Genomic DNA, 24,800 nt, shown 5'->3' with positions numbered 1-24,800 from the left:
ACATGTCGACGCAGGGCCGCCCCCACCTGAGCCGGCCGGTCGTCGCCGCCCTGCTGCTCGCGACGTACGGCGCCGGTGTCGTGGCGGTGCGCCTGGCCTCCGGCGACCGGCCGGTCGCGGCCTGGTGGCCCGCGGCGGGCCTCGCGGTGGTGCTGGTGGCGATGGCGCCGCGGGGACGGGCCGTGCTGGGGGGCCTGGGCGCCGCGCTGGCCACGGTGACCGCCCTGGCCAACTGGACCGCCGGGCGCGACCTCGACCTCGCGGTGGCCTTCGGCGTCGCCAACGCCGCCGAGGCGGTGGTGGCCGGGCTGGTGCTGCGCGGGGGCGTGCGCAGCGGCGCGCCCGTGCTCGCCGGGATCGAGGACTTCCTGCGCCTGGTGGTGGCCGCCGCCCTCGGCGGGCTGGTGGCCTCGACGGGGGTGGCCCTCAGCGTCGTCGCGCTGGTGCCGGGAGCCGACCCGCTGCGCACGGCCGTGCCGGTCCTGGCCGCCCACGCCGCGGCCGTGCTGGTGATCGCCCCGGTCGCCCTCGCCCGGCCCGTGGCCCGGGCGCCCGGCGGCCTCGGCGAGCGGGTGCTGCAGGCCGCCGCGCTGGCGGTGGGCCTGCTCCTGGTCTTCGGACCCGGGCAGACCCTGCCGCTGACGTTCGCCCCGTTCCTGCTGCTGGTGTGGGCGGCGCTGCGCTTCGACCTGCGGTTCGTGGCGCTGGAGCTGGCCGGCTTCGCCGTCGTCACCACCTACCTCACCCACCGCGGCTGGGGGCCGCTGGGCGGCGCGACGGAGACCCGCGACCTCGGCGGCCTGGCGGCGGCCACCCTCACCCAGGGCTACCTCGTCAGCGCCGTGCTGATCACCGTGCCGCTCGCGGTGGTGGTGGGCCAGCGCGCCGGCCTGCTGGAGCACATCCGCTCCGACGCGCTGCTCTTCCGGCGCAACTTCTCCGAGTCGCTGGTGGGCCAGGCGCTGGTGCACCTCGAGGGCGACCGGCTGCGGGTCGACGACATCAACGCCGCGGCCGCGGAGGCGCTCGACCGCCCCCGCGGGTCGCTGCTGGGCGCCGACCTGGCCACGCTGGTCGTCCTCGACCCGCCGCTCGTGCAGCTCGCCGCCGACCAGCGCGACGGTCGCCGTGGCAGCTGGCGCGGCACCGCCGGTCTCACCGGGCGCGACGACGCGCGGGTGGCCGTCGCGCTGGGGCTCATCGACGAGACGCCCGAGGGGACCCCGGTGTTCTCGGTGCAGCTGCTCGACATGACCCGGGAGCACACCGCCCGGCGCGCGCTCGAGGCGGCGCAGCAGCTCACCGACGCCACCCTCGACACCACCGACGCGCTGATCCTGGTCACCGACCTCGACGGCCGCGTCCTGCGCGCCAACGCCGCGACCACCCGCACCACCGGCTACCCCGAGGAGGAGCTGCTCGGCCGCCCGGTCGCCGAGACGTCCTTCGCGCCCGACCCGGCCGACGGCGACGGCCCCGACGGCAGCAGCGCCGGCAACAGCGCCGGCGGCGGCGGGTCGACCGTGGCCCGCCCGGAGCACGCCGGCGCCCCGGTGGTGCACGAGCGGGAGGCCCGCACCCGCGACGGCGGCCTGCGCCGCATCGTGTGGACCAGCAACCTCGTGCCCGACGAGCACGGCCGGCCCGCCTTCCGGGTGATGACCGGCATCGACGTCACCCGCGAGCGCGCCAGCACCGGGCTGGTCACCCACCTCATGCAGGCCGCGATCACCACCGCGCTCGTCGGCATGGACACCACCGGGGTGGTCACGGTGTTCAGCTCGGGCGCCCAGCGGATGCTCGGCCTCCAGGAGCAGGACGTCGTGGGGCGTCGCTTCGTCGACCTGCTCGACCCCGCCCAGCTGCGCGCCCGCACCGGGGCCGCCGACCCCGACGCCGCGTTCGCCCGGCTGGTCGCCGACCTGGGCGAGAAGGGCGAGAGCCGGGCCCGCGACTGGCTCTTCGTCGGCGCCGACGGCGCCCGCCACGTCGTCGCGGTGACGCTGAGCGCCACCGACCCGCTGCTCTCGGCACAGGTGGGCTTCCTCTGCGTGGGGCGTGACGTGACCGAGCAGCGCCGCAGCCAGGACCTGGTGGCCGCGGCGCTGGAGAAGGAGCGCACCGCGGTCGAGCGGCTGCGCGCCCTCGACGAGGCCAAGACCGAGTTCGTCTCGACGGTCTCCCACGAGCTGCGCACCCCGGTCACCAGCATCATCGGCTACACCGAGATGCTCCAGGACGGCACGGTGGTGGAGGCCCGACCCGAGCAGCACCGGCTGCTCGACACCATCGCACGCAACGGCAGGCGCCTGGTGTCGCTGTGCGACGACCTGCTCCAGCTCAGCGGCCTCGACGCCGGCGACGTGACCTGGCGCCGCGACGAGGTCGACCTCGTGGAGTGCCTGCGCCTGGTCGAGGACTCGGTGCAGCCGCTGCTGCTGGGTCGCGACCTGGTCGTCGGCTTCGAGGCCGCCACCGAGCCGCTGCCGGTGGTCGGCGACCGGACCCAGCTGGAGCGGGTCATCACCAACCTGGTGACCAACGCGGTCAAGTTCACCGAGGACGGCGGGGTCGTGCGGGTGCGGCTCGAGGCCGACGGCGGGCAGGCGGTGCTCACCGTGACCGACACCGGCCTCGGCATCCCGCTGGAGGAGCAGGGCGGGGTGTTCACCCGCTTCTTCCGCAGCACCACCGCCCACAGCGAGGCGATCCAGGGCACCGGGCTCGGCCTGTCCATCGTGGCGGCCGTGGTGGAGGCGCACGGCGGGAGCGTGCGGCTGCGCTCCGCGCACCTCGAGGGCGCCACGTTCGAGGTGCGCCTGCCGCTGTCGACGGCGGGTGTCGTCCCGGCACCGGCACCGGCACCGGCCCCGGCCGCCGCGGTCGACGCCCCGGCGACCGGCCGCTGAGGGCCGGTCGCCGGGCCGGCTGGCCCGGGCTCAGGCGCCGCGGTTGACGGCGCTGGTGACCGCCTTGAGCGAGGCGGTGACGATGTTGGCGTCCACCCCGACGCCCCAGAAGATGCGGTCGCGCACCGAGCACTCCACGTAGGCCGCCGCGAGCGAGTCGCCGCCCGCGGTGAGGGCGTGCTCGGCGTAGTCGAGGATCCGCACGTCGAGGTCGTGCGGCAGCTCGTTGATCGCGGCGCAGAAGGCCGACAGCGGGCCGTTGCCGGTGCCGGTCAGCGACCGCAGCTCGCCGTCGACGTGCACGCCGACGGTGAGGGCGTCCTTCTCCCCGGCCGCCGAGCTGGTGTGCACCGAGTCGAGCTGCAGCGGGGTGGTGCGGTCGAGGTACTCGGCGCGGAAGACCGACCAGATCTGGTCGGGGGTGATCTCGCCGCCGACGGCGTCGGTGTGCTGCTGGACGACCCGGCTGAACTCGATCTGGGCACGACGCGGCAGGTCGAGCTTGTGCTCGGCCTTGAGCACGTAGGCCACCCCGCCCTTGCCCGACTGGCTGTTGACCCGGATGACCGCCTCGTAGGTGCGTCCGACGTCCTTGGGGTCGATCGGCAGGTATGGCGCCTCCCAGCGCACCTCGCCCACCGGCACGCCCTGCTCCGCGGCGACGCGGTCGAGGTCCTCGAGGCCCTTCTTGATGGCGTCCTGGTGGGAGCCGGAGAAGGCGGTGTAGACGAGGTCGCCGGCGTAGGGGTGGCGCGGGTGCACCGGCAGCTGCGTGCAGTACTCGACGGTGCGTCGGACGTCGTCGATGTCGGAGAAGTCGACCTGCGGGTCGATGCCCTGGCTGAAGAGGTTCATCCCCAGCGTCACCAGGCAGACGTTGCCGGTGCGCTCGCCGTGGCCGAACAGACAGCCCTCCACGCGGTCGGCCCCGGCCATCAGGCCGAGCTCGGTGGCGGCCACGGCGGTGCCGCGGTCGTTGTGGGGGTGCAGCGAGATCGCGCTGACGTCGCGGCGGGTCAGGCCGCGGCTGAAGTACTCGATCTGGTCGGCGTAGGTGTTGGGCGTCGACATCTCGACGGTGGCCGGCAGGTTCAGCACGATCTCGCGGCCCGGCTCGGGCTGCCACACGTCGGAGACGGCCTCGCAGACCGAGAGCGCGAAGTCGGTCTCGGTCTGGGTGAAGATCTCCGGGGAGTACTGGTAGCCGAACGTCTCGATCGCCGCGCCCAGCTCCTGCTCGGCGTACTTCATCACCAGCTCGGTGCCGCGCACCGCGATGTTGGTGCACTCCTGCGGGGTGACGCCGAAGACGACGCGGCGGAAGAGCGGCGCGGTGGCGTTGTAGAGGTGCACGGTGGCGTTGTCGGCACCCACCAGCGACTGCACGGTGCGCTCGATGAGGTCCTCGCGGGCCTGGGTCAGCACCGAGATGCGGACGTCGTCGGGCACCAGGTCGCGCTCGACCAGCGCCCGCACGAAGTCGAAGTCGGTCTGGCTGGCCGAGGGGAAGCCGACCTCGATCTCCTTGTAGCCCATCCGCACCAGCAGGTCGAACATCTCCAGCTTGCGGGCCGGGGACATCGGGTCGATCAGGGCCTGGTTGCCGTCGCGCAGGTCGGTCGACAGCCACCGTGGCGCGCGGGTGAGCCGGCGCGTGGGCCAGGTGCGGTCGGGGAGGTCGACGGGCACGAACGGCTGGTAGCGCCCGATCGGCATGCCGCTGGGCTGCTGGGCGTTCGTGGTGGTGCTGGTCTCGATGCTCATGTCGCTGTCCTCGGGGGATCGGAGGTGGCTGGAGGCCGTGGGAGGCCGTGGGGCGGCCGGCGCGCACGATCACTCCGCAGCGAGGGGGTCCGGCTCTGGCTCAGACCTCGCTGCGGCAGCGAAGGAGCAGCTGTCGCGTCATGAGGTCTGCAGCCTAGCCCAGGCGGCCCGGGCGGGTCGCCGCCGGCGTACGCCGTCTCAGGGGCCGGGCGCGACGGGCGGGTCGTCGCCACGACGTCGCCACCGCCGCGTCGGCGGGTTAGGTTCCGCCTCGTGAGCCCGTCCCCACCCCTGCTGTCGTCCCGGGGCGGGCGTCCCGTGCGGGTGGCCGTGGTGGGAGAGCCCGAGCTGGTCACCACCGGCCTGCGCGGCATGCTCGCGCCCCACCGCCACCGGGTGGCGCTGCACGTCGTGGCCGACCCCGCGCTCACCCTGGGTGCCCACCTCGCGCCCCGCCTCGACGTCGTGCTGTGCGACCCCTTCTCGGGCGGCGCCCCCACCCACGAGGAGTCGGTGCTGACCTGGCTGGGGCGCGTCGAGCCGGCCCGCGCGCTGCTGCTCACCTGGCAGACCCAGCCGACCGTCCTGCGGCGCGCGCTGGACGCCGGAGCGCACGGGTGGGTCTCGAAGAGCGCCGGCACCCAGGAGCTGCTCGCCGCCATCGAGGCCGCTCACCGCGGCGAGCCGGTGCCGTCGTCGGCGGAGCCGACGCACCGACCGGTCTTCCCCGGTCTGAGCGGGCGCGAGGGCGACGTGCTGGTGCTGGTCTGCGAGGGCCTGTCGAACACCGAGATCGCCGAGCGGCTCCTGATCAGCGTCAACTCCGTCAAGACCTACCTGCGCCAGGTCTTCGTCAAGGCCGGCGTCGCCCGCCGCACCCAGGCCGTGGCCTGGGCGCACCAGCACGGCTTCCGCGACTGAGGGCGTCGTCGGTGCCCGGGCCACCCGGGCACGGTCCTACGCGGTCGTGGCCTGGGCGCTGGCGATGGCCAGCAGGTCGCGCACCGGCCCGGCGGGAGGGCGGGGACCGCCCAGCCACACCGCGCGCAGCACCCGGCGCAGGTCGAGGCCCTCCGTGGCGACCTCCACCACCTCGCCGGCCGCGACGTCACGGCGTACGGCCCACCGGCTCAGGAACGCCGGCGGGCTGCCGGCGCGCACGGCGGCCAGCACGGCCGCGGTGGTGGTGAGCTCCACCTCGGGCGCCGCCGCGGCGTGCCCGGCGCCGGCCAGTGCGTCCTCGAGCACCCGCCGGGTGCCGGAGCCCGACTCGCGGGTGGTGAGGGGGCGGGCCGCCACAGTGCCGGCCGGCACCGCCGTCCGGGCGCGGGCCCAGGTGTCGTCGGGAGCGGCGACCAGCACGAGCTCGTCGGTGCCGACCGCGCGCGAGGCGAGGCCGGTGAGGTCGACCGGGCCCTCCACGAACCCGAGCCCCGCGGTGCCTGCGCGCACCGCCTCGACGACCGCCTCGGAGTTGGTCGCGTGCAGGCTCACCGCCACCGGCCCGGTGGCCGAGCGCTGCTGGCGCAGCCGCACCAGCCAGCCGGGCAGCAGGAACTCCGCGGTGGTCATGCTGGCGTAGACGTGGAGCTCGCGGTGGCCCTCGCCGCGCAGCGTGCGCAGCGCCAGCTCCACCTCGTCGGCGCGCTCGAGCAGGCCCTGGCACCACTCCACGAGCAGGCGTCCCTGCGGGGTGAGGGTCGACCCGCTGGTGGAGCGCTGCACCAGCGCCAGGCCGGTCTGCGCCTCCACCGCGCGCAGCCGCTCCGACGCGCTCTGCTGGGAGATGCCGGCCTCGCGGCCCGCCGCACCGATGCTGCCGAGCCGGGCGACGTCGACCAGCAGCCGCAGCGCGGGCAGGTCGGGCAGCAGGCTCACGGGCCCCACGCTAGTGGCTGCCGGCAGGGCGGGCGGCGGCTAGCCTCGGCCCGTGACCCGGCTGCTGCTCGTGCACCACTCCCCCACGCCCACCGCGCAGCGGCTCACCGACGCGGTGCTCGCCGGCGCCGGCGACGACGCCGTGACCGGCGTCGAGGTCGTGGCGCGCCCGGCGCTGCAGGCCACCGCCGCCGACGTGCTGGCCGCCGACGGCGTCCTGCTCGGCACCACCGCCAACTTCGGCTACATGTCGGGGGCGCTCAAGCACTTCTTCGACACCACGTTCCTCGAGGTCGGCGGGGCGCTGTCGGCCGACGGCTCCGCCGGGGGTCCCGGGCGGGCGGGGCGCACGCCGTTCGGGCTCTACGTGCACGGTCGCCACGACACCACCGGGGCGGTGCGCTCGGTGCTGACGATCGCCGGGGCGCTGCCCTGGACGCAGGCCGCCGCCACCCTCGAGGTGGTCGGCGACGTCGGCACGGCCGAGGAGGAGGCCGCCCACGAGCTCGGGGCCACCCTGGCGGCGCTGGTGAGCCCCGGCTGACGGCGTACGCGGGGTAGCATCCGCCTGTTCGACCGTCCGCCGCACGCCCCGCTGGGAGGAGCGCGTTGCCCCACGCACCGCTCAGCGCCGCGCCCGCCCGTGGCCGCCGCGCTCGCCGGCCCGCCCGGCTCGCCGCCGTGGCCTCGGCGACGGCACTGGCCGCCCTGCTGCTCGGCGCCTGCGGCGCGGCCGAGCCCGCCGTCGACGCCGACACCGACCCGGCCCAGGTCGACGCCGTGGAAGTACCCGAGCTCGGGGCGTGCCGCGTGCTGACGCCCGAGGACGTCGCCCGCGCCTCCGACGCCACCCGCACCGTCGACTGCACCGAGCCGCACACCGCGCAGACCTTCGCGGTGGGTCCGCTGCCGGCCGCCTTCGACGACGCCGAGCACGACGACCCGAGGCTGGGGGCGTTCGCCTACGACACCTGCTCGAAGAAGCAGATGGCGTTCCTCGGCGCCGACGAGAGCCTGGTGATGCGCACCATCGTCAGCTGGGCCTGGTTCCGCCCCTCGGAGGCCGCCTGGGCCGACGGCGCGCGCTGGTACCGCTGCGACCTGGTCGGCGGCAGCGACGACAGCGCCGGCTACGTCGAGCTGCCCGACACCGCGCAGGGCCTGCTGTCGGGCGTGCCCTCGGACGACTGGATGGTGTGCGCCGACGGCCCGACGGTCACCGACTCCCCCAAGGTGCCGTGCAGCGAGGACCACGTCTGGCGGGCGGTCACCACGATCAAGGTGGGCGAGCCCGGCGACGACTACCCCGGCGACCGCGTCGTCGAGGTCCGCAGCCGCGACTTCTGCTCCGAGTCGGTCGGCGCCTGGCTCAGCTACCCCGCCACCTACGACTACGGCTACACCTTCTTCCACGAGGCGGAGTGGGAGGGCGGCAACCGGCGCTCGGTGTGCTGGGCGAGGACCGACAAGTGACCCGGCGGCGCGCCGCCGCCGCCGTCCTGCTCGCGCTCGTGGCCGGTGGCTGCAGCGGCTCCGACGTACCCGGTGACACCGGTGACACCGGTGACGCGCCCTCGCCGTCGGCCTCCGCCACTCCGTCGACGTCCCCCGCGCCCACACCCCCGCCGACCGCAGCGCCCGTGGAGCGCCCGGCGGTCGGCGCCTGCTACGACCTGTCGTACGCCGAGGCGCTCGCCCCGACCGTCGACGCCGAGCCGGTGCGCTGCGGCGGCGACACCGCGCGCACCTTCGCCGTCGGCACCCTCGACGCGTTCGTCGGCGGCCACCTGCTGGCCGTCGACTCCCGGCGGGTGCAGGACGCCGTGGCCACGACGTGCCCCGAGCGGCTCGGCGGGTTCCTCGGCGGCACCGAGGAGCAGCGGCGCCTGAGCATGCTGCGCGCGGTCTGGTTCACCCCGACCGTGGAGGAGTCCGACGCCGGCGCCGACTGGTACCGCTGCGACGTCATCGCCGTGGCCGGCGACGAGCGGCTCGCCCCCCTCGACGGCACGGTGCAGGGGGTGCTCGACCGGCCCGCCGGCGCGGCGTACGCCACCTGCGGCACCGCCGAGCCCGGCACCGCCGGCTTCGCGCGGGTGATCTGCGCCCGGCCGCACGCCTGGCGCGCCGTCTCCGTCGTCGACCTCGGCGGCGGCGCCTACCCCGGCGCCGACTCCGCCCGGGAGAGCGGCCAGGCCCCCTGCGAGGACGCCGGGCGCGCCGCGGCGGCCGACCCGCTCGACTTCAGCTGGGGCTACGAGTGGCCCACCGCCGAGCAGTGGCGCGCCGGGCAGACCTACGGCCTGTGCTGGGTGCCGGACTGACCGGGATGCTCGTTCCGCTGCGCAGGTCGTCGCCTCGGGCACCCGTCCGAGACGTGCACGCGCCCGGTGACGCCCGTCCGACCGGAGGACCGAGCCGTGCCCTCACGACCTGAGATCGTCTGCCTCTGCGGCTCGACCCGCTTCGCGGAGGAGATGAGCGCGGCGAACCGTGAGCTGAGCCTCGCCGGTGCCATCGTCGTCGCGCCGGCCGTCTTCCCGCGCGCCGGTGACCCCGGAGCGGACGAGCCGATCGGCGACGAGCAGAAGGCCGCGCTGGGCGACCTCCACCTGCGCAAGATCGACCTGGCCGACCGGGTCCTGGTCGTCGACCCGGGCGGGTACGTCGGCGAGTCCACGCGCAGGGAGATCGCCTACGCCCGCGCCACCGGCACCCCGGTCTCGTTCACGGCCGGCGACCCGGCCTAGAAGCCGAGGCGGCGCAGCTGGCGGGGGTCGCGCTGCCAGTCCTTGGCGATCTTGACGCGCAGGTCGAGGTAGACCGGGATGCCCAGCAGCGCCTCGATCTGGGTGCGGGCCTCGGTGCCGACCGTGCGCAGGCGGGCGCCCTTGTGGCCGATCATGATGCCCTTCTGCGAGTCGCGCTCCACGAACACGTTGGCGTGGATGTCGAGCAGGGGCCGGTCGGCGGGGCGGTCCTCGCGCAGGCCCATCTCCTCCACGACCACGGCGATGGAGTGGGGCAGCTCGTCGCGCACGCCCTCGAGCGCGGCCTCGCGGATCAGCTCGGCGACGATCGCCTCCTCGGGGGCGTCCGACAGCTCGCCGTCGGGGTAGAGCTGCGGGCCGGTGGGCAGCAGGCCGACCAGCAGGTCCTGCAGCAGCTGCACCTGGTCACCGGCCTGCGCCGAGACCGGCACGATCTCGGCCCACTCGATGCCGGCGGCGGCACCGAGCTCGGCGATGTCGAGGAGGTGCTGCCCGATCTGCTCGGGGGTGGCCAGGTCGGTCTTGGTGGCGATCGCGACCTTCGTCGTGCGGCGCACCTTGGCCATCTCGCCCACGATGAACCGGTCGCCGGGGCCGACCTTCTCGTTGGCCGGCAGGCACACCGCCACCACGTCGACCTCGGCCAGGGTGGTCTTCACCAGGTCGTTGAGCCGCTCGCCGAGCAGGGTGCGCGGGCGGTGCAGCCCGGGGGTGTCGACCAGCACGAGCTGGGCGTCGTCGCGGTGCACGATGCCACGCACCACGGTGCGGGTGGTCTGCGGCTTCGAGCTGGTGATCACCACCTTCGAGCCGACCAGCGCGTTGGTCAGCGTCGACTTGCCGGCGTTGGGCCGGCCCACGAAGGAGGCGAAGCCGCTGCGGAAGTCGGCGGGTCGTCCGCCGGGGTGCATGCCGCCGTCGGTGCGGGGTCCGTCAGTGCGGGGATCAGTCATGTCGCGCCTCGTCGTAGTCGGCCCAGATCTGCTCGTCGGTCCTGCCCGCCGCCTTGCCCGCCCGCCAGATCGGGCCGGGGTCGACGCTGCGGGGCTGCCGGGTGGCCCCACCGCGCCAGTACCCCATGACGTCGTACGCCGTGCTCGGGAGGCGTCGCTCGCGCATCAGGTGCTTGCGGATGGCCCGCATCTGCCCCGACTCCCCCGCCATCCAGAAGTATCCCTCGCCGGCGGGCCAGTCGAGGCCCTCCACCACCTCGGCGAGGCGGCTGTGGCCGTCGCCGGGCTGCGGGAGCCAGCTCACGGCGGCGTCGTCGGGGAGGTAGCCCGCGGGCACCTCGGGCACCTCGGCCCACACGGTCGTCGGCACGCCTGACCACTCCAGGACCCGCGCCATCGCCGGGAGCGCGGTGAGGTCGCCCACCAGCAGCAGCCAGGCAGCACCCTCGGGCATCGCGAACGAGCCCTTGGGGTCGGTGACCGTGACCTGCTCGCCCACGACGTCGCGTGCTGCCCACTCGGTGACCAGGCCGGTGTCGTGCACGACGACGTCGAGCACCAGCTCGGCGCCCGTCCACGACCGCACCGTGTAGTAGCGGCTCTGGAACTGCCCGGGCACCACGAGGCCGACCCACTCGTCGGGCACGCCGGTGGAGGCGAACCCCGCCAAGCCGGGCCCGCCGAGGGTCAGCCGCACCAGGTGGGGGCTCACCTGCTCGCGCCGCAGCACCTCGGCGGTGTGCTGCTGGGCCCGGGTGCTCACCGGAGGAGGTTAGTCACCCGCGCGGCCGCAGCGGGAATCGCACCCGCTCAGGCGGCGTGGTGGGGGCAGCGGGTCACGTCGAGCTCGTCGAGGTGCTCGCAGATGTCGTGCTCGTGGGCCAGCGACTCCGCGGGGTCCTCGCACGCGACGGCCACGAACGACGGCAGGATCGCGGTCTCGGCACCGCGGGGCAGCGGCGGCACCTCGTCGAGGGCGTCCGCACCACGCGGGGCGGTGGTCTCCGGGCGGGTCAGCTGGGCGGTCATGCCTCAGGGTACCTCTGGACGACGCGCAGGTAAACGCAACGTGAACGAGGTGTGGCGCGCCGGGTGGTCGGGTCAGGTCGAGCGCGTCTGCACGAGGGTGCCGCGCACGTCGGTGCGGTGCACCACGACGCCGGCGCCCCCGAGGTCGCGCACGGCGTCGAGGTCTCCCCCGGCGACGGTGTCGGCGCCGGTCAGCACCACCACCGCCTCGAGGCCGCGCGAGCCCGAGGCCACGGCCATCGCGACGCACACCCCGACCGCGGAGACCGCGAGCGACGGGAGGTCGACGGTGGCCGCGGCGTACGTGCGTCCGTCGGTGTCGCGCACCGCGGCGCCCTCGGTCGCACCGGTGCGGGCGCGGGTGGCACGGGCCAGCGTCACCAGCTTGCGGTCCTCCGCGGACAGCTCGGGGACGGGGTCGGTCACGGGGTCGCTCACGGGGTCGGTCACGGGCTCACTCACGGGGTCGGTCCTCTGGCTCGTCCTCGGGGTCGCGGACGGCGGAGCGGGCGGGGGCACGCGCGATCAGCACCGTGCCGATCTTGTTGCGTCGCCCGGTGGTCTGCTCGGCGGTGAAGCGCAGGCCGTGGGCCTCCACGTGGGAGCCGGGGATCGGGACCAGGCCGAGGTGCTTGGCCATCAGCCCACCCACGGAGTCGACGTCGTCCTCCTCGAAGCGGCCGCCGAAGAGCTCGCCGAGGTCGTCGACCGGGAAGCGCGACGACACCCGGACCGAGCCGTCCTCGCGGGTCTCGACCTCCACCTCCTCCTCGTCGTACTCGTCGGTGATCTCCCCGACGATCTCCTCGAGGATGTCCTCGATGGTGACGAGACCGGCGGTGCCGCCGTACTCGTCGACGACGACCGCGATGTGCTGGCGCCGGGCCTGCATCTCGGCGAGCAGGGCGTTGGCCGGCTTCGACTCCGGCACCCAGTGCACCGGGCGCACGATCTCGTCGATGCGTTGGGTGAGCTCGACGTCGGGCGCCTCGAAGTCACGGCGCACGATGTCCTTGAGGTAGGCCATGCCGACGACGTCGTCGAGGTTGTCACCCACCACCGGCACCCGGGAGTAGCCGCTGCGCAGGAACAGCGACAGGGCCTGGCGCAGGTTCTTGTGGCGCTCGAGGTAGACCACGTCGTTGCGCGGCACCATCACCTCGCGCGCGGAGGTGTCGCCGAGCTCGAAGACGGAGTGGATCATCTTGCGCTCGCTGGTCTCGATCACCGACGACGCCTCGGCGAGGTCGACGAGCTCGCGCAGCTCGGTCTCGGTGGAGAACGGGCCCTCGCGGAACCCCTTGCCGGGGGTGATCGCGTTGCCGACCAGGATGAGCAGCCGCGGCAGCGGCCCCAGCACCCGGGTGACGACGGTGAGCGGACCGGCGGTGAGCACCGCGACGGTCTCGGAGTGCTGGCGCCCCAGGGTGCGGGGCGCGACGCCGATGACGACGAACGAGACCACCAGCATGACCAGGATCGTGGTGACCACGCTCTCCCACCACGCGCCGTCGAAGGCCTCGTCGATCTGCAGCGCCACCAGCACGATCGCGGAGATCTCGAAGAGCAGGCGCAGGAACAGCGCGGTGTTGAGGTAGCGCGGGGCGTCGTCGAGCAGGGTCAGCAGCCGCCCGGCGCCGGTGCGGCCCTCGGCGTGCAGCTCCTCGGCGCGGGCCCGGGAGAACGACGCCAGCGCGGCCTCGGCCGCGGAGAAGACCCCGGCGAGCAGGACGAGAGCGGCCGCTGTCACCAGCAGCCAGAGATCGCCCGAGCTCACCGCGCGCGCCAGTCGGCGAGCAGCCGGTCCTGGAGGCCGAACATCTCGGCGTGCTCCTCGGGCTCGGCGTGGTCGTAGCCCAGCAGGTGGAGGATGCCGTGGGTGGTGAGCAGCTCCAGCTCGGCGACGGTGCCGTGACCGGCGCCCTCGCCCTGGCGCTCGGCGACCGACGGGCACAGCACCAGGTCGCCCAGCACGCCCTCCTCGGGCTCGGTGTCGACCAGCCCGGGGCGCAGCTCGTCCATCGGGAAGGCCAGCACGTCGGTGGGGCCCTCCTTGTCCATCCACTGCGCGTTGAGCGCGGCGATGGTGTCCTCGTCGACGGCCTTGATGCAGAGCTCGGCCAGCGGGTGCACGCGCATGGCGTCCATGACGAAGCGGCTGAGCGTGGCCAGGTGGGCCACGTCGAGCCCGCGGCCGGACTCGTCGAGCACCTCGATGCTCATCGCTGGCCCTGCTGGGCGCCGCGGGCGCGCTCGGCGCGCGCCTCGTGCTCGTCGTAGGCCGCCACGATCTTGCCCACCAGCTTGTGGCGCACGACGTCGTGGCTGGTGAGGCGGTTGAACGAGATGTCGTCGACGCCGTCGAGGATGCCCTCGATGATGCGCAGCCCCGACTTCGTGCCGCCGGGCAGGTCGGTCTGGGTGATGTCGCCGGTGACCACGATCTTCGAGCCGAAGCCCAGGCGGGTCAGGAACATCTTCATCTGCTCCGGCGTGGTGTTCTGCGCCTCGTCGAGGATGATGAACGAGGAGTTCAGGGTGCGTCCGCGCATGTAGGCCAGCGGGGCCACCTCGATGGTGCCGGCGGCCAGCAGCTTCGGGATCGTCTCGGGGTCCATCATGTCGTGCAGCGCGTCGTAGAGCGGACGCAGGTAGGGGTCGATCTTTTCGCTCAGCGTGCCGGGCAGGTAGCCGAGGTGCTCGCCGGCCTCGACCGCCGGGCGGGTGAGGATGATCCGGGTGACGTCCTTCGAGACCAGCGCCTGCACGGCCTTCGCCATCGCCAGGTAGGTCTTGCCCGTACCGGCGGGACCGATGCCGAACGTGATGGTGTGGGCGTCGATCGCGTCGACGTAGCGCTTCTGGTTCAGCGTCTTGGGCCGGATCGAGCGGCCGCGGTTGCTGAGGATGTTGGTGCTCAGCACGTCGGCGGGGCGCTCGGTGGTCTCGGCGCGCAGCATCGCCAGCACGCGGTCGACGGTCTCGCCGGTCACGCCCTGGCCGGTGCGGATGAGGCTGACCAGCTCGTCGAGCAGGCGCTCGACCAGCGCCACCTCACCGGCCTCGCCGAGCAGCGTGATGCGGTTGCCGCGCACGTGGACGTCGGTGTCGAAGGCCCGCTCGATGAGGCCGAGGTGCTCGTCGCCTGCTCCGAGGAGGCTGACCATGTTGATGCTGTGGGGGACGACCACCGTGTGCCGGGTCTGGTGGGCCGGCTCGGGGACGGCCGGCGCGGCGCTCGCGCGGGGGGTGCTCTCGGTCATGGATGCCCGGAGGGGCGCCTCTCGTGGTGGGTGGTACGGCTCCCCCATCGTACGGCGCCGCCCGCGAGCAGCCCAACGGGTTCGCGCAGCGGCGACCCCGCCCGGGCCGGGCCGCGGCGACGTACGGTGGTGGCATGGCCGGTCAGCAGGACGACGTCGCGCAGTGGCCCGACGACGACCCTGACGACCACGACGACGACACGCCCCCGGTGTGGTTCCCCGGCGGCCACCTGCCCGAGCACGCGCGGGACATGGGGCTGACCCACCACACGCAGGAGGGCGCGCTGCTCGACTTCGCGGGGTCCCTCGACCCCAGCAAGCCGCTGCACAAGATCACCGCCTGGGTGATGCTCGCGGTGTTCGGCATGCCGGTCGTCTTCTACGTGCTGCGCCTGGTGCTCGAGGTGCTGCCGGGCTGAGCACGACCACCCGGCTCGTGCCGACCTCGCTCGCCCGACCGGCGCCGAGCCGGCGCTCAGCCGGGAGGCCAGGTCATCGACCGCCCGGCCAGCACGTGCAGGTGGGCGTGGAACACGCTCTGGCCGACGCCGGCGCCGGTGTTGAACACCGTGCGGTAGTCGTCGTGGCCCTCGGCCGCCGCCACCGCGGCCGCGGTGGTGAGCAGCTCGGCCGCCGCGGCGGGGTCGGCAGCGGCCAGCGCCGCCGCGTCGGCGTGGTGGGCGCGCGGCACCACCAGCACGTGCGTCGGCGCCTGGGCGGCGATGTCGCGGAACGCGACGGTGCGGGCGGTCGTGTGCACCACGTCGGCCGGCACCTCGCCGGCCACGATGCCGCAGAACAGGCAGTCGGCCACGGGGTCCTCCTGGTCTCGTCGTCCCGCGGTCGTCGACGGGGTCGTCGACCGGACGGGCCGGCCGTCGGGACGCAACCGTGCGGGGGGACACGAGCGTCCCACCCCGCGGCCACCACGGCCACCCGGCCCCGCACCCGGCCCGCACCCGGCCCGCACCCACCCCGCCCCCACCCGGGCCGGGGCGACACGCGAGCCGGCGCCCGCCTGCGGCGTCGGGCCCGCCGACCCCGCGAGGATGGACCCCATGACCGCTTCCCCCTGGACCCGACTCGCCGCCCTCACGGGCACCGCCGCGCTGGGCGCGGCCGTCCTCGCCGGCTGCGGCGGCAGTGACGGCGGTGACGGCTCCGCCGACGACACCGCCAGTGCCTCGCCCTCGGCCCCCGCCACGTCCGACGGCGCCTCCCCCAGCGCCTCCCCCAGCGCCTCCCCCAGCGCCTCGGCCTCCGCGTCGGAGTCGACGTCGGAGTCGGCGTCGGCGTCGGCGAGCGCAGAGCCCAGCACCACGAGCGAGCCCGGAGGGGCGAGCGTGCCGACGTACTTCGCCGGTGACACCCCGCGCGGCCCCCGCCTGTTCCGCGAGTTCCAGCGCGTCTCCGGCGATCCCCTGCAGAGCGCCGTCGACCTGCTCACCCAGGGCGCTCCGACCGACCCCGACTACCGCACGCTGCTGCCCGACGGCGACCTGCTGGCCGCCTTCGAGGGCGGCCGGTTCGTGGTCGACCTGCCCGACGACTCGTGGACGACGCGGGGCGACCTGACCCGACGCGAGGCCCGGCTGGCGGTGCAGCAGCTGGTCTACACGCTGCAGGGCGCGCAGCAGACCCGGGCGCCGCTCGAGGCGCGCCTCGACGGCGAGCCGGCCGACCTGCTCGGCGTCGACACCGCCGGCGGGGTGCGCCAGGCCCGCCAGCTGTCGGTGCTCGCGCTGGTCAACGTCACCGAGCCCGTGGAGGGCGCCGCGGTGTCGGGCACCGTCACGGTGTCAGGCGTGGCGAGCTCGTTCGAGGCCACCGTGCCGTGGGAGGTGCGTGACGCCTCCGGGAAGGTGGTGCTCGACGGCGTGGCCACCGCGGAGGGGTGGATGGGCCGGCTCTACCCGTGGACCGCCGAGGTCGACGTCTCCTCGCTCGCGCCCGGTGACTACACGTTCGTGGCGATGACCGACGACCCCTCCGGCGGGGAGGGCGGCGGCCCCACCGAGGACAGCAAGGCGATCGCCGTCGGCTGACGCCCGGACCCCCGACCGCAACCGGTCCCGCCCCGGACCCATCCGCTCCGGTGGGCGCACCGAACCACTGGTGCAGGCGCCGCGGCGCCCGGTGGCGTGGGGCTGATTTCCCGGGCCGCCGCGAACCTGCTGGCCTCGACCCCGTCCTCCCGCCCGAGGGCGGGGTCGAGCCGTGTCCGGAGGTCCCCGGACCCGGGACCGGCGCTCAGGACCAGCGGGGGGTGCGCGACAGCAGCGCCGCCGCGGCGACGACGCCGGCGGTGGAGGTGCGCAGCACCTCCGCACCCAGGCGCACCGACGTGGCGCCGGCCGCGACCAGCACCTCGATCTCGTGGTCGCTGAGCCCGCCCTCGGGGCCCACGACCACCACCACCGTGCCGTCGGCCGGTACGGCGAGGCCGGCCAGCGGCGTGGTGGCCGCCTCGTGGAGCACCACGCAGAGGTCGGCGCCCGCCACCAGGGCGACGACGTCGGCGGTGCTCGCCAGCGGCGCGACCTCGGGGTGCCACGCACGCCGGGACTGCTTGGCCGCCTCCCGGGCCGTGGCGCACCAGCGCGCCCACGACTTCTCCGCCCGCTCGCCCTTCCACACCGCCACCGACCGCTCCGCCGCCCACGGCACGACGCGGGCCACGCCCACCTCGGTCAGCACCTCCACGGCCAGCTCGCCGCGGTCGCCCTTGGGCAGCGCCTGCACCACGGTGAGGGCGGGTCGCGGCTCGGCCACGGCCTCGACGTCCTCGGCCGCGACGCTCAGCCGCCGCTTCGCCGTCGCGACCACGGCCCCGGTCACCCGCAGGCCGCGCCCGTCGGTGAGCACGAGCCGCTCCCCCTCTCGCACCCGGCGCACCGCCACGGCGTGGTGGGCCTCGTCGCCCTCGACGACGACGACGTCACCGGCCGCGACCCCGGTGAGGTCGGGCACGAGGTGCACGGGCAGCGACACGGAGCGGCGCCCGTCAGTGCGGGTTGAAGGCGTCGCGCAGGCGCCCGAACACCGACGACTTGCTGCTGGGGCGCACGGTGCCGGACGGCGTCTCCTCGCCACGCAGGGCGGCGAGCTCGCGCAGCAGCTCCTCCTGGCGGGCGTCGAGGCGCCCGGGGGTCTCCACCGCGATCGTGACCACGAGGTCGCCGCGGCCCCCGCGCAGGGCCGGCACCCCGCGCCCGCGCAGCACCTGCTCGGCACCCGACTGGGTGCCGGGGCGCACCTCGATGTCGAACTGGGTCTCCAGCTCGCTGGGCTCCTGCGACTCGTCGCGGTCGGCGACCACGTCGGCCTCGAGCGTGGGCAGGGTGATGGTGGTGCCGAGCGCCGCCGCGGTCATCGGCACCGTCACCGTGCAGTGCAGGTCGTTGCCGTGGCGCTTGAACACCTCGTGGTCGGCGACGTGGATCTCGACGTACAGGTCGCCGGCCGGTCCACCGCCCGGGCCCACCTCGCCCTGCTCGCTGAGCTGCACGCGGGTGCCGGTGTCGACGCCGGCGGGGATCTTCACGCTGAGCGCACGGCGCGAGCGCACCCGCCCGTCGCCGGAGCACTCACGGCAGGGGTCGGGGATGATCGAGCCGAAGCCGCGGCACGCCGCGCACGGGCGCAGCGTGCGGATCTCGCCGAGGAACGAGCGCTGCACGTGGGCCACCTCGCCCTGGCCGCGGCACGTCTCGCACGGCACCGGGTGGCTGCCCGGCGCGGCGCCGTCGCCGTGGCAGGTGGAGCACAGCACGGCGGTGTCGACCTTGAGCTCGCGCGTCACGCCGAACGCGGCGTCGGCCAGGTCGACCTCGATGCGGATCAGCGCGTCCTGTCCCCGACGTACGCGCGGACGCGGACCACGGCCCTGGCCAGCGCCCTGGCCGCCGCCTCCGAAGAACGCGTCCATGATGTCGGTGAAGGAAAACCCGGCACCCTGCCCGAAGCCGGCCGCCCCGGCGCCGCCGAAGGGGTCGCCGCCACGGTCGTAGGCCGAGCGCTTCTGCGGGTCGGACAGCACCTCGTAGGCCATCGAGACCTGCTTGAACTTCTCCTGCGACTCCGGGTCGGGGTTGACGTCGGGGTGGAGCTGGCGGGCGAGACGACGGTAGGCCTTCTTGATGGCGTCGCCGTCGGCGTCGCGCTCGACTCCGAGGAGGTCGTACAGGTCCTGGCTCACGGTGGTCCTTCTGATCGGGGTGCGTGCTCGTGCGTACGGGGGTGCGTGCGGGTGGGGGCGGGCGGCGGCACGGCGCGGGCCTCGGGGCCCGCCTCCGGGTCGGGGCTAGGCCTCGTCGAGGATGCGGGAGACGTAGCGGGCGACGGCGCGCACCGCCGCCATCGTGCCGGGGTAGTCCATGCGGGTCGGGCCCACGATGCCGAGCGCGGCCAGCGACTCCTCGCGGGGGCCGTAGCCGGTGGAGACCACGCTGGTCGAGGCGAGCTCCTCGTAGGGGCCCTCCGCCCCGATGCGCACGGTCACCAGGCCGCCGGTGCCGGTCTCGCCGAGCAGCTTGAGCAGCACGACGTGCTCCTCGAGCGCCTCGAGCAGCGGGCGCACCGCGGAGTCGAAGCTGTCGCCGTAGCGGGCGAGGTTGGCGGCGCCGCCCACCGCGACCCGGGCGTCGCTGCGGTGGTCGCTCATCGCCTCGGCCAGCACGTCGACCACCAGCGCGGTGGCCTCGGCGACGGGGTCGCGCGGGCGGGCGCCCTCCGCGGGACGGTCGCCGCCGCTGCCGCTGCCGCTGCCGTCGCCCGGGCGCAGCGCGGTGAGGGCGGTGAGCGCCTCGGCGATGGTCAGGCCGGTGACGGTGCGCAGCACCAGCGAGCGCAGCTCGGCCAGCGCGGCCTCGTCGAGCCCGGCGGTGAGCTCGACGACGCGCTGCTCGACCCGGCCGGTGCTGAGGATGAGCACGGCCAGCAGCCGCTGGGGCGTCAGCGCCACCAGCTCGACGTGGCGCACGGTGGAGCGCGACAGCGTGGGGTACTGCACGACCGCGACCTGGCGGGTGAGCTGTGAGAGCAGGCGCACCGAGCGCTGCACGACGTCGTCGAGGTCGACGGCGCCGTCGAGGAAGGTGGAGATGGCGCGCCGCTCGGCGGTCGACATCGGCTTCACGGTGGTGAGGCGGTCGACGAAGAGCCGGTAGCCCTTGTCGGTCGGCACCCGCCCGGCGCTGGTGTGGGGCTGGGTGATGTAGCCCTCGTCCTCCAGCACCGCCATGTCGTTGCGCACGGTGGCCGAGGAGACCCCGAGGCCGTGTCGCTCGACGAGCGCCTTGGAGCCGACCGGCTCGTCGGTGGCGACGTAGTCCTCCACGATCGCCCGGAGCACGGCGAGCCTGCGGTCCTCCTGCACGTGTCGCCTCTTCCTGGTGGCGCGGCCCGCGGGGCCGCTGGCACTCGATTCCGTGGAGTGCCAACTCTACTAGGTCGGCGTCGGTGCGCCGATCCACCGCGGTCGTGCCCGCCCAGGCGCCGGCGGCCGTCACGGGACTGGCCCGGCCGGGCAGCGTAGGTTAGGCTCACCTAACACCCGCTCGCCGTACGCCGCCCGGAGGCCCGCATGACCGCCGACAGCACCACCCGGCCGCTGCACGACCCGTTCCAGCTCGCCGCCGAGGCGCGCAGCCTGCTGGCCGCGGCCACCGAGGCGGCGCTCGTGGTGGAGGGCACCAGCGGTGCGCTCGACGACGACGGCCTCGGCATGACCGACCACGAGGGTGTCCCGACGTTCCTGGCCCTGCCCGGCACCGAGCTCGCCCTCGCCGCGGCCCGCGGCGCCGGGGTCGTGCTCACCGTAGAGGGCACCGACGAGCGCGGCCGACCGGGTCCGGGCCTGACCCTCTCGGGCCACCTGCTCGTGGCCGGCACCCAGGCCTGCGACTGCTGCGACGAGGTGCGCGAGATCGTGCAGCTGGTCCCCGAGCACGTCGTCGTGCGGCTCGGGCCCGGTGCCCTGCTGCCGGTGCCGGTCACCGACTTCCTGGCGCGCGCCCACCTGCTCAACCGCGGCTACCTGCGCCGCTGCGCCGAGCACGCCGGCCGCTGCCACCAGGACGAGCTGCGCCGCGCGGTGTCGGCGGCCACCGGGCTCGGCCCCGACCGCCTGCTCGGCGTCTCGCTCGGCACCCTGACCACCGGCGGCGTCGACGTGCACTGGATCGACGAGCGCGGCGCCCACGCGACCCGGCTGGTCTTCCCCCGCGAGGCCCGCACGCCCGCCGAGCTGGCCCACATGCTGCGCCGCGAGCTCGACGCCGGCGTCTGCTGAGCGCTGTCCCCCGCGCGACGGCTCGGCGGCTCGCCGGCGGGGCTAGGTTGGCCCGATGGGCTTCCTGGAGATCGCCGACCGCGTCTGGGTCTCGCGGCGCGCGTGGTGCGACGTCAACGTCGTGCTGGTGGGGGGTGAGCGGGGGCTGGTGGCCGTCGACACCCACGGCTCGCTGCGGGCCGGCCGCGAGGTCGTCGACGACGTGCGCCGCCTCGGGGCCGGTGACGTGGTGGCCGTCGTGGCCACCCACGACCACCACGACCACGCCTGGGGCACGAGCGCGTTCGTCGAGGCCTGGGGCCCGCTGCCCGTGCACGCCCACGAGGCGGCCGCCGCGGTGCTGGCCGAGGTCGCGCAGCGCGGCACCGGCTCCTACCGCGGCGAGCACGCCGCCGACGTGCACGCCACCTCCGTGGTGGTGCCCGACCACGTGTTCTCCTCCGCCACGGTGGTCGACCTGGGCGACCGCGTGCTCGAGCTGGTGCACCCCGGACGGGGACACACCGCCGGCGACCTGGTGGTGCGGGTGCCGGACGTCGACGTGCTGGTGGCCGGCGACGCCGTGGAGGAGGCGCCGCCCGCCGATGGGTCGTGGCCCGGCGGCGTGCCGGCGTACGGGCCCGACTCGTTCCCGCTGGAGTGGCCCTGGAGCCTCGACGTCGTGCTCGGGCTGACCACCGCCCGGTCCGTGGTGGTGCCGGGTCACGGCTCCCCCGTCGACCGCGACTTCGTGGAGGTGCAGCGCAACGAGGTCGGCCTCGTGGCCACCACCCTGCGCGAGCTGGTGGCGCAGGGCGTGCCGGAGTCCGACGCGCTGGCCACCGGCCCCTGGCCCTACCCGCCGGCGAGCCTGGCCGACGCGGTGTCGCGGGCCTACGCCCAGCTGCCGCGCACCCCGCGCCGGCTCCCGCTGGTCTGACCGCCCCCGACCCTCGACGCGGCCGCGGCGCGGCACTAGCGTCGGGCCATGACCCAGACCCCCGACGAGTCCACCGCCGGCATCCCCGACGAGCAGCTGCCCGCCGACCTGGTGCCCGGCGACGACAACCCGCTGGCCGAGGGCCTGCCCGCCGGCGACGACGCCGGTGACCTGCTCACCGACGGCAAGCCCGCCGAGCAGTCCGAGGGTGAGGACGACCACACCGAGGCCTGAGCGGCGCGGCGCCGCCTGCTGTCGGCGGCGCCGCCTAGCCTGCAGCGGTGAGCGATCGGTACGGCGGCGACGTCCTCTCTGGTGACTGGCGTGCCCCCAAGCGCGGCCGGGCCGTGGAGGCCCCCGCCGAGCTGGGCGCGGTCGTGGAGGAGGTCACCACCGACTGGGTCGGCGAGATCGTCGCCGTCGACCGCGACCTGCACACCCTGACCCTCGAGGACCGGCGCAGCCGGCGCCGCACGTTCCCCCTCGGGCCCGGCTTCCTGCTGGAGGGCCGCCCGGTGGTGCTCGTCGCCCCGCGTCGGGCGGCCGCGCCGGCCGCCCCCACCCGCACCGCGTCGGGGTCGGTGGCCGTGCCCGGCGCGCCGGCACGGGTCGCCCGGGCCAGCCGCATCTTCGTGGAGGGCCGCCACGACGCCGAGCTGGTCGAGAAGGTGTGGGGCGACGACCTGCGCATCGAGGGCGTGGTCGTGGAGTACCTCGGCGGCGTGGACGACCTCGCCGACCACCTCGTCGACTTCAAGCCCGGCCCCCGCCGCCGGGTGGGGGTGCTGGTCGACCACCTCGTGCCGGGCTCCAAGGAGAGCCGCATCGCGCAGGGCATCGCCCGCTCGCCCGTCGGCAAGCACGTCCTCGTCGTGGGCCACCCGTTCGTCGACGTCTGGCAGGCGGTCAAGCCCGACCGCCTCGGCCTGAGCGCCTGGCCCACGATCCCGCGCTCGATCGAGTGGAAGAAGGGGGTCTGCCAGCACCTCGGCTGGCCCCACCGCGACCAGGCCGACATCGCCCGCGCCTGGAAGCACATCCTGTCGCGCGTCGCGTCGTACGACGACCTGGAGCCGGCGCTGCTCGGTAGGGTCGAGGAGCTGATCGACTTCGTCACCGTCGAGTGACCCGCCCCGCCACGGAGGACCCATGAGCGACCCCACCCCGCCCCCGTCCCCCGACGACGAGGCGGGCGACGCCTGGCGCTCCGGCCAGCCGCCCCGGTACGGGCAGCCCGGCCCGTACGGACAGCCGGACCAGTACGGACAGCCGGACCAGCACGGACAGCCCGGGTACGGGCAGGTCCCCCACGGCCAGCCCTGGGGCCCGCCCGGCTACGGGCAGGCGTGGGGGCCCGGCCAGGTCCGCGGCCCCGACGGGCTCACCGCCGACGAGCGCACCTGGGGCTGCGCGGCCCACTGGTCGGCGCTGGCGAGCGCCGCAGTGGCGCTGTCGTTCCTGGGCCCGCTGCTGGTCATGGTGCTCAAGGGCCCGACGTCGCCGGCGGTGCGGGCGCAGGCGGTGGAGTCGTTGAACTTCCAGCTGTCGGTGCTGGTCTACGGCCTCGTGGCGTTCGCGCTGTGCTTCGTGCTGATCGGCTTCGTGCTGCTGCCGGTGGTCGGCCTGGTGTGGCTGGTCTTCACCATCATCGGCACGGTGCGCTCCTCGCGCGGCGAGCTGTACCGCTACCCGCTGACCATCCGGATGGTCAGCTGAGCAGCTCGCGCACGACGCCGTCGGCCACCAGGCGGGCGTCGTCCTCGAGGGCGACCCGGTCGCCCTCGACCCGCACCAGCCCGCGCGCCACCAGGCCCGGCAGCGCGGCGCGGCCGGCGTCGTCGAGCACCCCGAGCGGCATGCCCTCGCGCAGGCGCAGCTCGAGCAGCACCCGCTCCACGCGCTGGTCCTCGGCGCTCAGCACCTCACGGGCGTGGGCCGGGCTGACGCCGGCGGCCAGCCGGTCGGCGTACGCCGCCGGGTGCTTCACGTTCCACCACCGCACCCCGCCGACGTGGGAGTGGGCTCCGGGACCGACGCCCCACCAGTCGGCGCCGGTCCAGTAGAGCAGGTTGTGGCGACACCGCGACGAGGCGTCGTCGGGCATGCCGCGCGCCCAGTTGCTCACCTCGTACCACCCGAGGCCGGCGGCCACCAGGCGCCGGTCGACCAGCGCGTGCTTGTCGGCGAGGTCGTCCTCGTCGGGCATCGGCAGCTCGCCGCGACGCACCCGGCGCGCCAGCGCGGTGCCGTCCTCCACGATGAGCGAGTACGCCGAGACGTGGTCGGGCCCGCACGCCACGGCGGCGTCCACCGAGACCGCCCAGTCGTCGAGCGACTCCCCCGGCGTGCCGTAGATCAGGTCGAGGCTGACCTGGTCGAAACCGGCCTCGCGCGCCCACTGCACCACCTGCGGCACCCGCAGCGGGTCGTGGGTGCGGTCGAGCACGCGCAGCACGTGGGACACCTGCGACTGCATGCCGAACGACACCCGGGTGAAGCCGCGCTCGCGCAGCCGGGCCAGGTCGGCCGCCGTGACGCTGTCGGGGTTGGACTCGGTGGTCACCTCCACGTCGGGGGCGAGCCCGAACTCCTGGGCCGCCGCCTCGACGACCGCACCGAGGTCGTCGGGGCTCAACAGGGTCGGGGTGCCGCCGCCGACGAAGATCGTGGACACCGGCAGGTCGACGTCGCCCAGCGTGCGTCGCGCCCGCCGCACCTCGGCCACCGCCGCGGCGGCGTACGTGGCGCGCGAGGCGCCCGGCGCGCCGCCGGCGGGGCCGAGCTCCTCGGCGGTGTAGGTGTTGAAGTCGCAGTAGCCGCAGCGCACGGCGCAGAACGGCACGTGCACGTAGAGCCCGAACGGTCGCTGTCCCAGGCGCGCCAGCGCCTCGGGCGGCAGGGAGCCGTCGGCCGGCGCGGCGTCGCCGTCGGGCAGGGAGGAGGGCATCGCCCGATCCTCCCACCCGCACCGCCCTCGCCGCCGTCCGGGCGGGCCGGCGCCCGGGACGGCCGAGGGGGGGAC

At 75.2% G+C, this 24,800-nt stretch carries 27 protein-coding genes; 13 read left to right on the top strand and 14 right to left on the bottom strand.

What is annotated here, in order from left to right; translation table 11 throughout:
- The first annotated feature begins 2 nt into the window (after window positions 1-2).
- Complete coding sequence (locus tag AC4OR8_RS18570; RefSeq protein ID WP_492167091.1) at window positions 3-2,909, top strand: ATP-binding protein; 2,907 nt, start codon at window positions 3-5, stop codon at window positions 2,907-2,909.
- A 30-nt stretch (window positions 2,910-2,939) separates the two neighbouring features.
- Here AC4OR8_RS18570 and leuA read toward each other — a convergent pair whose 3' ends face one another.
- Window positions 2,940-4,673 (bottom strand): 2-isopropylmalate synthase, encoded by a 1,734-nt coding sequence (gene leuA / locus AC4OR8_RS18565; protein WP_492167090.1) that lies wholly within the window; start codon window positions 4,671-4,673, stop codon window positions 2,940-2,942.
- Between the two features lie 273 nt (window positions 4,674-4,946).
- On the opposite strand from leuA, the gene AC4OR8_RS18560 reads away from it, so the two are divergent.
- Complete coding sequence (locus tag AC4OR8_RS18560) at window positions 4,947-5,594, top strand: response regulator transcription factor (protein ID WP_492167089.1); 648 nt, start codon at window positions 4,947-4,949, stop codon at window positions 5,592-5,594.
- Window positions 5,595-5,630: 36 nt separating this feature from the next.
- Here AC4OR8_RS18560 and AC4OR8_RS18555 read toward each other — a convergent pair whose 3' ends face one another.
- Window positions 5,631-6,551, bottom strand: coding sequence for a LysR family transcriptional regulator (locus AC4OR8_RS18555; protein WP_492167088.1), 921 nt, complete (start codon window positions 6,549-6,551; stop codon window positions 5,631-5,633).
- Between the two features lie 52 nt (window positions 6,552-6,603).
- Between AC4OR8_RS18555 and AC4OR8_RS18550 the strand changes: the two genes are divergently transcribed.
- The 4 genes from AC4OR8_RS18550 (at window position 6,604) to AC4OR8_RS18535 (ending at window position 9,301) form a co-directional block, all read left to right on the top strand.
- Window positions 6,604-7,095: a flavodoxin family protein gene (locus AC4OR8_RS18550; protein WP_492167087.1), complete on the top strand. Its 492-nt coding sequence runs from the start codon at window positions 6,604-6,606 to the stop codon at window positions 7,093-7,095.
- 65 nt (window positions 7,096-7,160) lie between these two features.
- Entirely contained in the window at window positions 7,161-8,024 is an 864-nt protein-coding gene (locus AC4OR8_RS18545; RefSeq protein WP_492167086.1) for a septum formation family protein, read from the top strand.
- Window positions 8,021-8,875, top strand: a complete 855-nt coding sequence (locus tag AC4OR8_RS18540) for a septum formation family protein (protein WP_492167085.1) — start codon at window positions 8,021-8,023, stop codon at window positions 8,873-8,875. The genes AC4OR8_RS18545 and AC4OR8_RS18540 overlap by 4 nt, the downstream gene beginning before the upstream one ends.
- 96 nt (window positions 8,876-8,971) lie before the next feature.
- Complete coding sequence (locus tag AC4OR8_RS18535; protein ID WP_492167084.1) at window positions 8,972-9,301, top strand: hypothetical protein; 330 nt, start codon at window positions 8,972-8,974, stop codon at window positions 9,299-9,301.
- Here the strand turns inward: AC4OR8_RS18535 and era are convergent.
- The 7 genes from era to AC4OR8_RS18500 form a co-directional block, all read right to left on the bottom strand.
- Window positions 9,298-10,233 (bottom strand): GTPase Era, encoded by a 936-nt coding sequence (gene era / locus AC4OR8_RS18530; RefSeq protein ID WP_492167139.1) that lies wholly within the window; start codon window positions 10,231-10,233, stop codon window positions 9,298-9,300. The two genes, AC4OR8_RS18535 and era, sit on opposite strands and share 4 nt — an antisense overlap.
- A gap of 34 nt (window positions 10,234-10,267) precedes the next feature.
- Entirely contained in the window at window positions 10,268-11,038 is a 771-nt protein-coding gene (locus AC4OR8_RS18525; RefSeq protein ID WP_492167083.1) for a siderophore-interacting protein, read from the bottom strand.
- 47 nt (window positions 11,039-11,085) lie between these two features.
- The gene (locus AC4OR8_RS18520) at window positions 11,086-11,304 is read right to left on the bottom strand and encodes a hypothetical protein (RefSeq protein WP_492167082.1); all 219 of its coding nucleotides are present in this window, start codon (window positions 11,302-11,304) and stop codon (window positions 11,086-11,088) included.
- Window positions 11,305-11,376: 72 nt separating this feature from the next.
- Window positions 11,377-11,766, bottom strand: coding sequence for a cytidine deaminase (locus AC4OR8_RS18515; RefSeq protein WP_492167081.1), 390 nt, complete (start codon window positions 11,764-11,766; stop codon window positions 11,377-11,379).
- Window positions 11,759-13,081, bottom strand: coding sequence for a hemolysin family protein (locus AC4OR8_RS18510; RefSeq protein ID WP_492167080.1), 1,323 nt, complete (start codon window positions 13,079-13,081; stop codon window positions 11,759-11,761). Before AC4OR8_RS18510 ends, AC4OR8_RS18515 begins: the two co-directional genes overlap by 8 nt.
- Window positions 13,078-13,527: an rRNA maturation RNase YbeY gene (gene ybeY / locus AC4OR8_RS18505; RefSeq protein WP_492167079.1), complete on the bottom strand. Its 450-nt coding sequence runs from the start codon at window positions 13,525-13,527 to the stop codon at window positions 13,078-13,080. Before ybeY ends, AC4OR8_RS18510 begins: the two co-directional genes overlap by 4 nt.
- Window positions 13,524-14,471, bottom strand: a complete 948-nt coding sequence (locus AC4OR8_RS18500) for a PhoH family protein (RefSeq protein ID WP_492167138.1) — start codon at window positions 14,469-14,471, stop codon at window positions 13,524-13,526. Before AC4OR8_RS18500 ends, ybeY begins: the two co-directional genes overlap by 4 nt.
- A gap of 230 nt (window positions 14,472-14,701) precedes the next feature.
- Between AC4OR8_RS18500 and AC4OR8_RS18495 the strand changes: the two genes are divergently transcribed.
- On the top strand, window positions 14,702-14,986 hold the full coding sequence (locus AC4OR8_RS18495; RefSeq protein ID WP_492167078.1) for a hypothetical protein: 285 nt from the start codon (window positions 14,702-14,704) through the stop codon (window positions 14,984-14,986).
- Window positions 14,987-15,042: 56 nt separating this feature from the next.
- Here AC4OR8_RS18495 and AC4OR8_RS18490 read toward each other — a convergent pair whose 3' ends face one another.
- Window positions 15,043-15,381 (bottom strand): HIT domain-containing protein, encoded by a 339-nt coding sequence (locus tag AC4OR8_RS18490; RefSeq protein WP_492167077.1) that lies wholly within the window; start codon window positions 15,379-15,381, stop codon window positions 15,043-15,045.
- Between the two features lie 244 nt (window positions 15,382-15,625).
- Here AC4OR8_RS18490 and AC4OR8_RS18485 point away from each other — a divergent pair, with 244 nt between their 5' ends.
- A complete protein-coding gene (locus AC4OR8_RS18485; RefSeq protein ID WP_492167076.1) occupies window positions 15,626-16,612 on the top strand; it encodes a Gmad2 immunoglobulin-like domain-containing protein in 987 nt (328 codons plus the stop codon).
- Window positions 16,613-16,817: 205 nt separating this feature from the next.
- Here the strand turns inward: AC4OR8_RS18485 and AC4OR8_RS18480 are convergent, their stop codons facing one another.
- The 3 genes from AC4OR8_RS18480 to hrcA all read right to left on the bottom strand — a co-directional run bounded on the left by AC4OR8_RS18480 (window position 16,818) and on the right by hrcA (window position 19,944).
- Window positions 16,818-17,558, bottom strand: coding sequence for a 16S rRNA (uracil(1498)-N(3))-methyltransferase (locus AC4OR8_RS18480; RefSeq protein ID WP_492167075.1), 741 nt, complete (start codon window positions 17,556-17,558; stop codon window positions 16,818-16,820).
- 13 nt (window positions 17,559-17,571) lie between these two features.
- A complete protein-coding gene (gene dnaJ, locus AC4OR8_RS18475) occupies window positions 17,572-18,765 on the bottom strand; it encodes a molecular chaperone DnaJ (protein ID WP_492167074.1) in 1,194 nt (397 codons plus the stop codon).
- A 105-nt stretch (window positions 18,766-18,870) separates the two neighbouring features.
- Window positions 18,871-19,944 carry a heat-inducible transcriptional repressor HrcA gene (hrcA, locus tag AC4OR8_RS18470; protein WP_492167073.1) on the bottom strand — a complete coding sequence of 358 codons (1,074 nt, stop codon included), beginning with the start codon at window positions 19,942-19,944 and terminating at the stop codon, window positions 18,871-18,873.
- Between the two features lie 207 nt (window positions 19,945-20,151).
- On the opposite strand from hrcA, the gene AC4OR8_RS18465 reads away from it, so the two are divergent.
- The 5 genes from AC4OR8_RS18465 to AC4OR8_RS18445 are packed head-to-tail and all read left to right on the top strand — an operon-like array spanning window position 20,152 to window position 23,494.
- Window positions 20,152-20,859 carry a hypothetical protein gene (locus AC4OR8_RS18465; RefSeq protein ID WP_492167072.1) on the top strand — a complete coding sequence of 236 codons (708 nt, stop codon included), beginning with the start codon at window positions 20,152-20,154 and terminating at the stop codon, window positions 20,857-20,859.
- A 55-nt stretch (window positions 20,860-20,914) separates the two neighbouring features.
- The gene (locus tag AC4OR8_RS18460; protein WP_492167071.1) at window positions 20,915-21,778 is read left to right on the top strand and encodes an MBL fold metallo-hydrolase; all 864 of its coding nucleotides are present in this window, start codon (window positions 20,915-20,917) and stop codon (window positions 21,776-21,778) included.
- A 48-nt stretch (window positions 21,779-21,826) separates the two neighbouring features.
- Window positions 21,827-22,012 (top strand): hypothetical protein, encoded by a 186-nt coding sequence (locus AC4OR8_RS18455; protein WP_492167070.1) that lies wholly within the window; start codon window positions 21,827-21,829, stop codon window positions 22,010-22,012.
- A 47-nt stretch (window positions 22,013-22,059) separates the two neighbouring features.
- Window positions 22,060-22,905 (top strand): DUF3097 domain-containing protein, encoded by an 846-nt coding sequence (locus tag AC4OR8_RS18450; RefSeq protein ID WP_492167069.1) that lies wholly within the window; start codon window positions 22,060-22,062, stop codon window positions 22,903-22,905.
- A 22-nt stretch (window positions 22,906-22,927) separates the two neighbouring features.
- Window positions 22,928-23,494 carry a DUF4870 domain-containing protein gene (locus AC4OR8_RS18445; protein WP_492167068.1) on the top strand — a complete coding sequence of 189 codons (567 nt, stop codon included), beginning with the start codon at window positions 22,928-22,930 and terminating at the stop codon, window positions 23,492-23,494.
- On the opposite strand, the gene hemW is transcribed toward AC4OR8_RS18445, so the two are convergent.
- Complete coding sequence (gene hemW / locus AC4OR8_RS18440) at window positions 23,487-24,725, bottom strand: radical SAM family heme chaperone HemW (RefSeq protein WP_492167067.1); 1,239 nt, start codon at window positions 24,723-24,725, stop codon at window positions 23,487-23,489. The genes AC4OR8_RS18445 and hemW overlap by 8 nt on opposite strands.
- Window positions 24,726-24,800 lie beyond the last annotated feature (75 nt).

This window comes from Nocardioides sp. FY1077 (genome assembly GCF_058681775.1).
The sequence above is the reverse complement of the archived record's forward strand: the minus strand, read 5'-3'. Positions and strand labels throughout refer to the sequence as shown.

Bases quoted from the DNA above. Each gene is read 5' to 3' on its own strand.
- AC4OR8_RS18570 (WP_492167091.1), top strand. From the start codon at position 3: ATGTCGACGCAGGGCCGCCCCCACCTGAGCCGGCCGGTCGTCGCCGCC.
- leuA (WP_492167090.1), bottom strand. From the start codon at position 4,673: ATGAGCATCGAGACCAGCACCACCACGAACGCCCAGCAGCCCAGCGGC.
- era (WP_492167139.1), bottom strand. From the start codon at position 10,233: ATGCACCCCGGCGGACGACCCGCCGACTTCCGCAGCGGCTTCGCCTCC.
- AC4OR8_RS18520 (WP_492167082.1), bottom strand. From the start codon at position 11,304: ATGACCGCCCAGCTGACCCGCCCGGAGACCACCGCCCCGCGTGGTGCG.
- ybeY (WP_492167079.1), bottom strand. From the start codon at position 13,527: ATGAGCATCGAGGTGCTCGACGAGTCCGGCCGCGGGCTCGACGTGGCC.
- AC4OR8_RS18500 (WP_492167138.1), bottom strand. From the start codon at position 14,471: ATGGTCAGCCTCCTCGGAGCAGGCGACGAGCACCTCGGCCTCATCGAG.
- AC4OR8_RS18495 (WP_492167078.1), top strand. From the start codon at position 14,702: ATGGCCGGTCAGCAGGACGACGTCGCGCAGTGGCCCGACGACGACCCT.
- AC4OR8_RS18485 (WP_492167076.1), top strand. From the start codon at position 15,626: ATGACCGCTTCCCCCTGGACCCGACTCGCCGCCCTCACGGGCACCGCC.
- AC4OR8_RS18465 (WP_492167072.1), top strand. From the start codon at position 20,152: ATGACCGCCGACAGCACCACCCGGCCGCTGCACGACCCGTTCCAGCTC.
- AC4OR8_RS18460 (WP_492167071.1), top strand. From the start codon at position 20,915: ATGGGCTTCCTGGAGATCGCCGACCGCGTCTGGGTCTCGCGGCGCGCG.
- AC4OR8_RS18455 (WP_492167070.1), top strand. From the start codon at position 21,827: ATGACCCAGACCCCCGACGAGTCCACCGCCGGCATCCCCGACGAGCAG.
- AC4OR8_RS18445 (WP_492167068.1), top strand. From the start codon at position 22,928: ATGAGCGACCCCACCCCGCCCCCGTCCCCCGACGACGAGGCGGGCGAC.
- hemW (WP_492167067.1), bottom strand. From the start codon at position 24,725: ATGCCCTCCTCCCTGCCCGACGGCGACGCCGCGCCGGCCGACGGCTCC.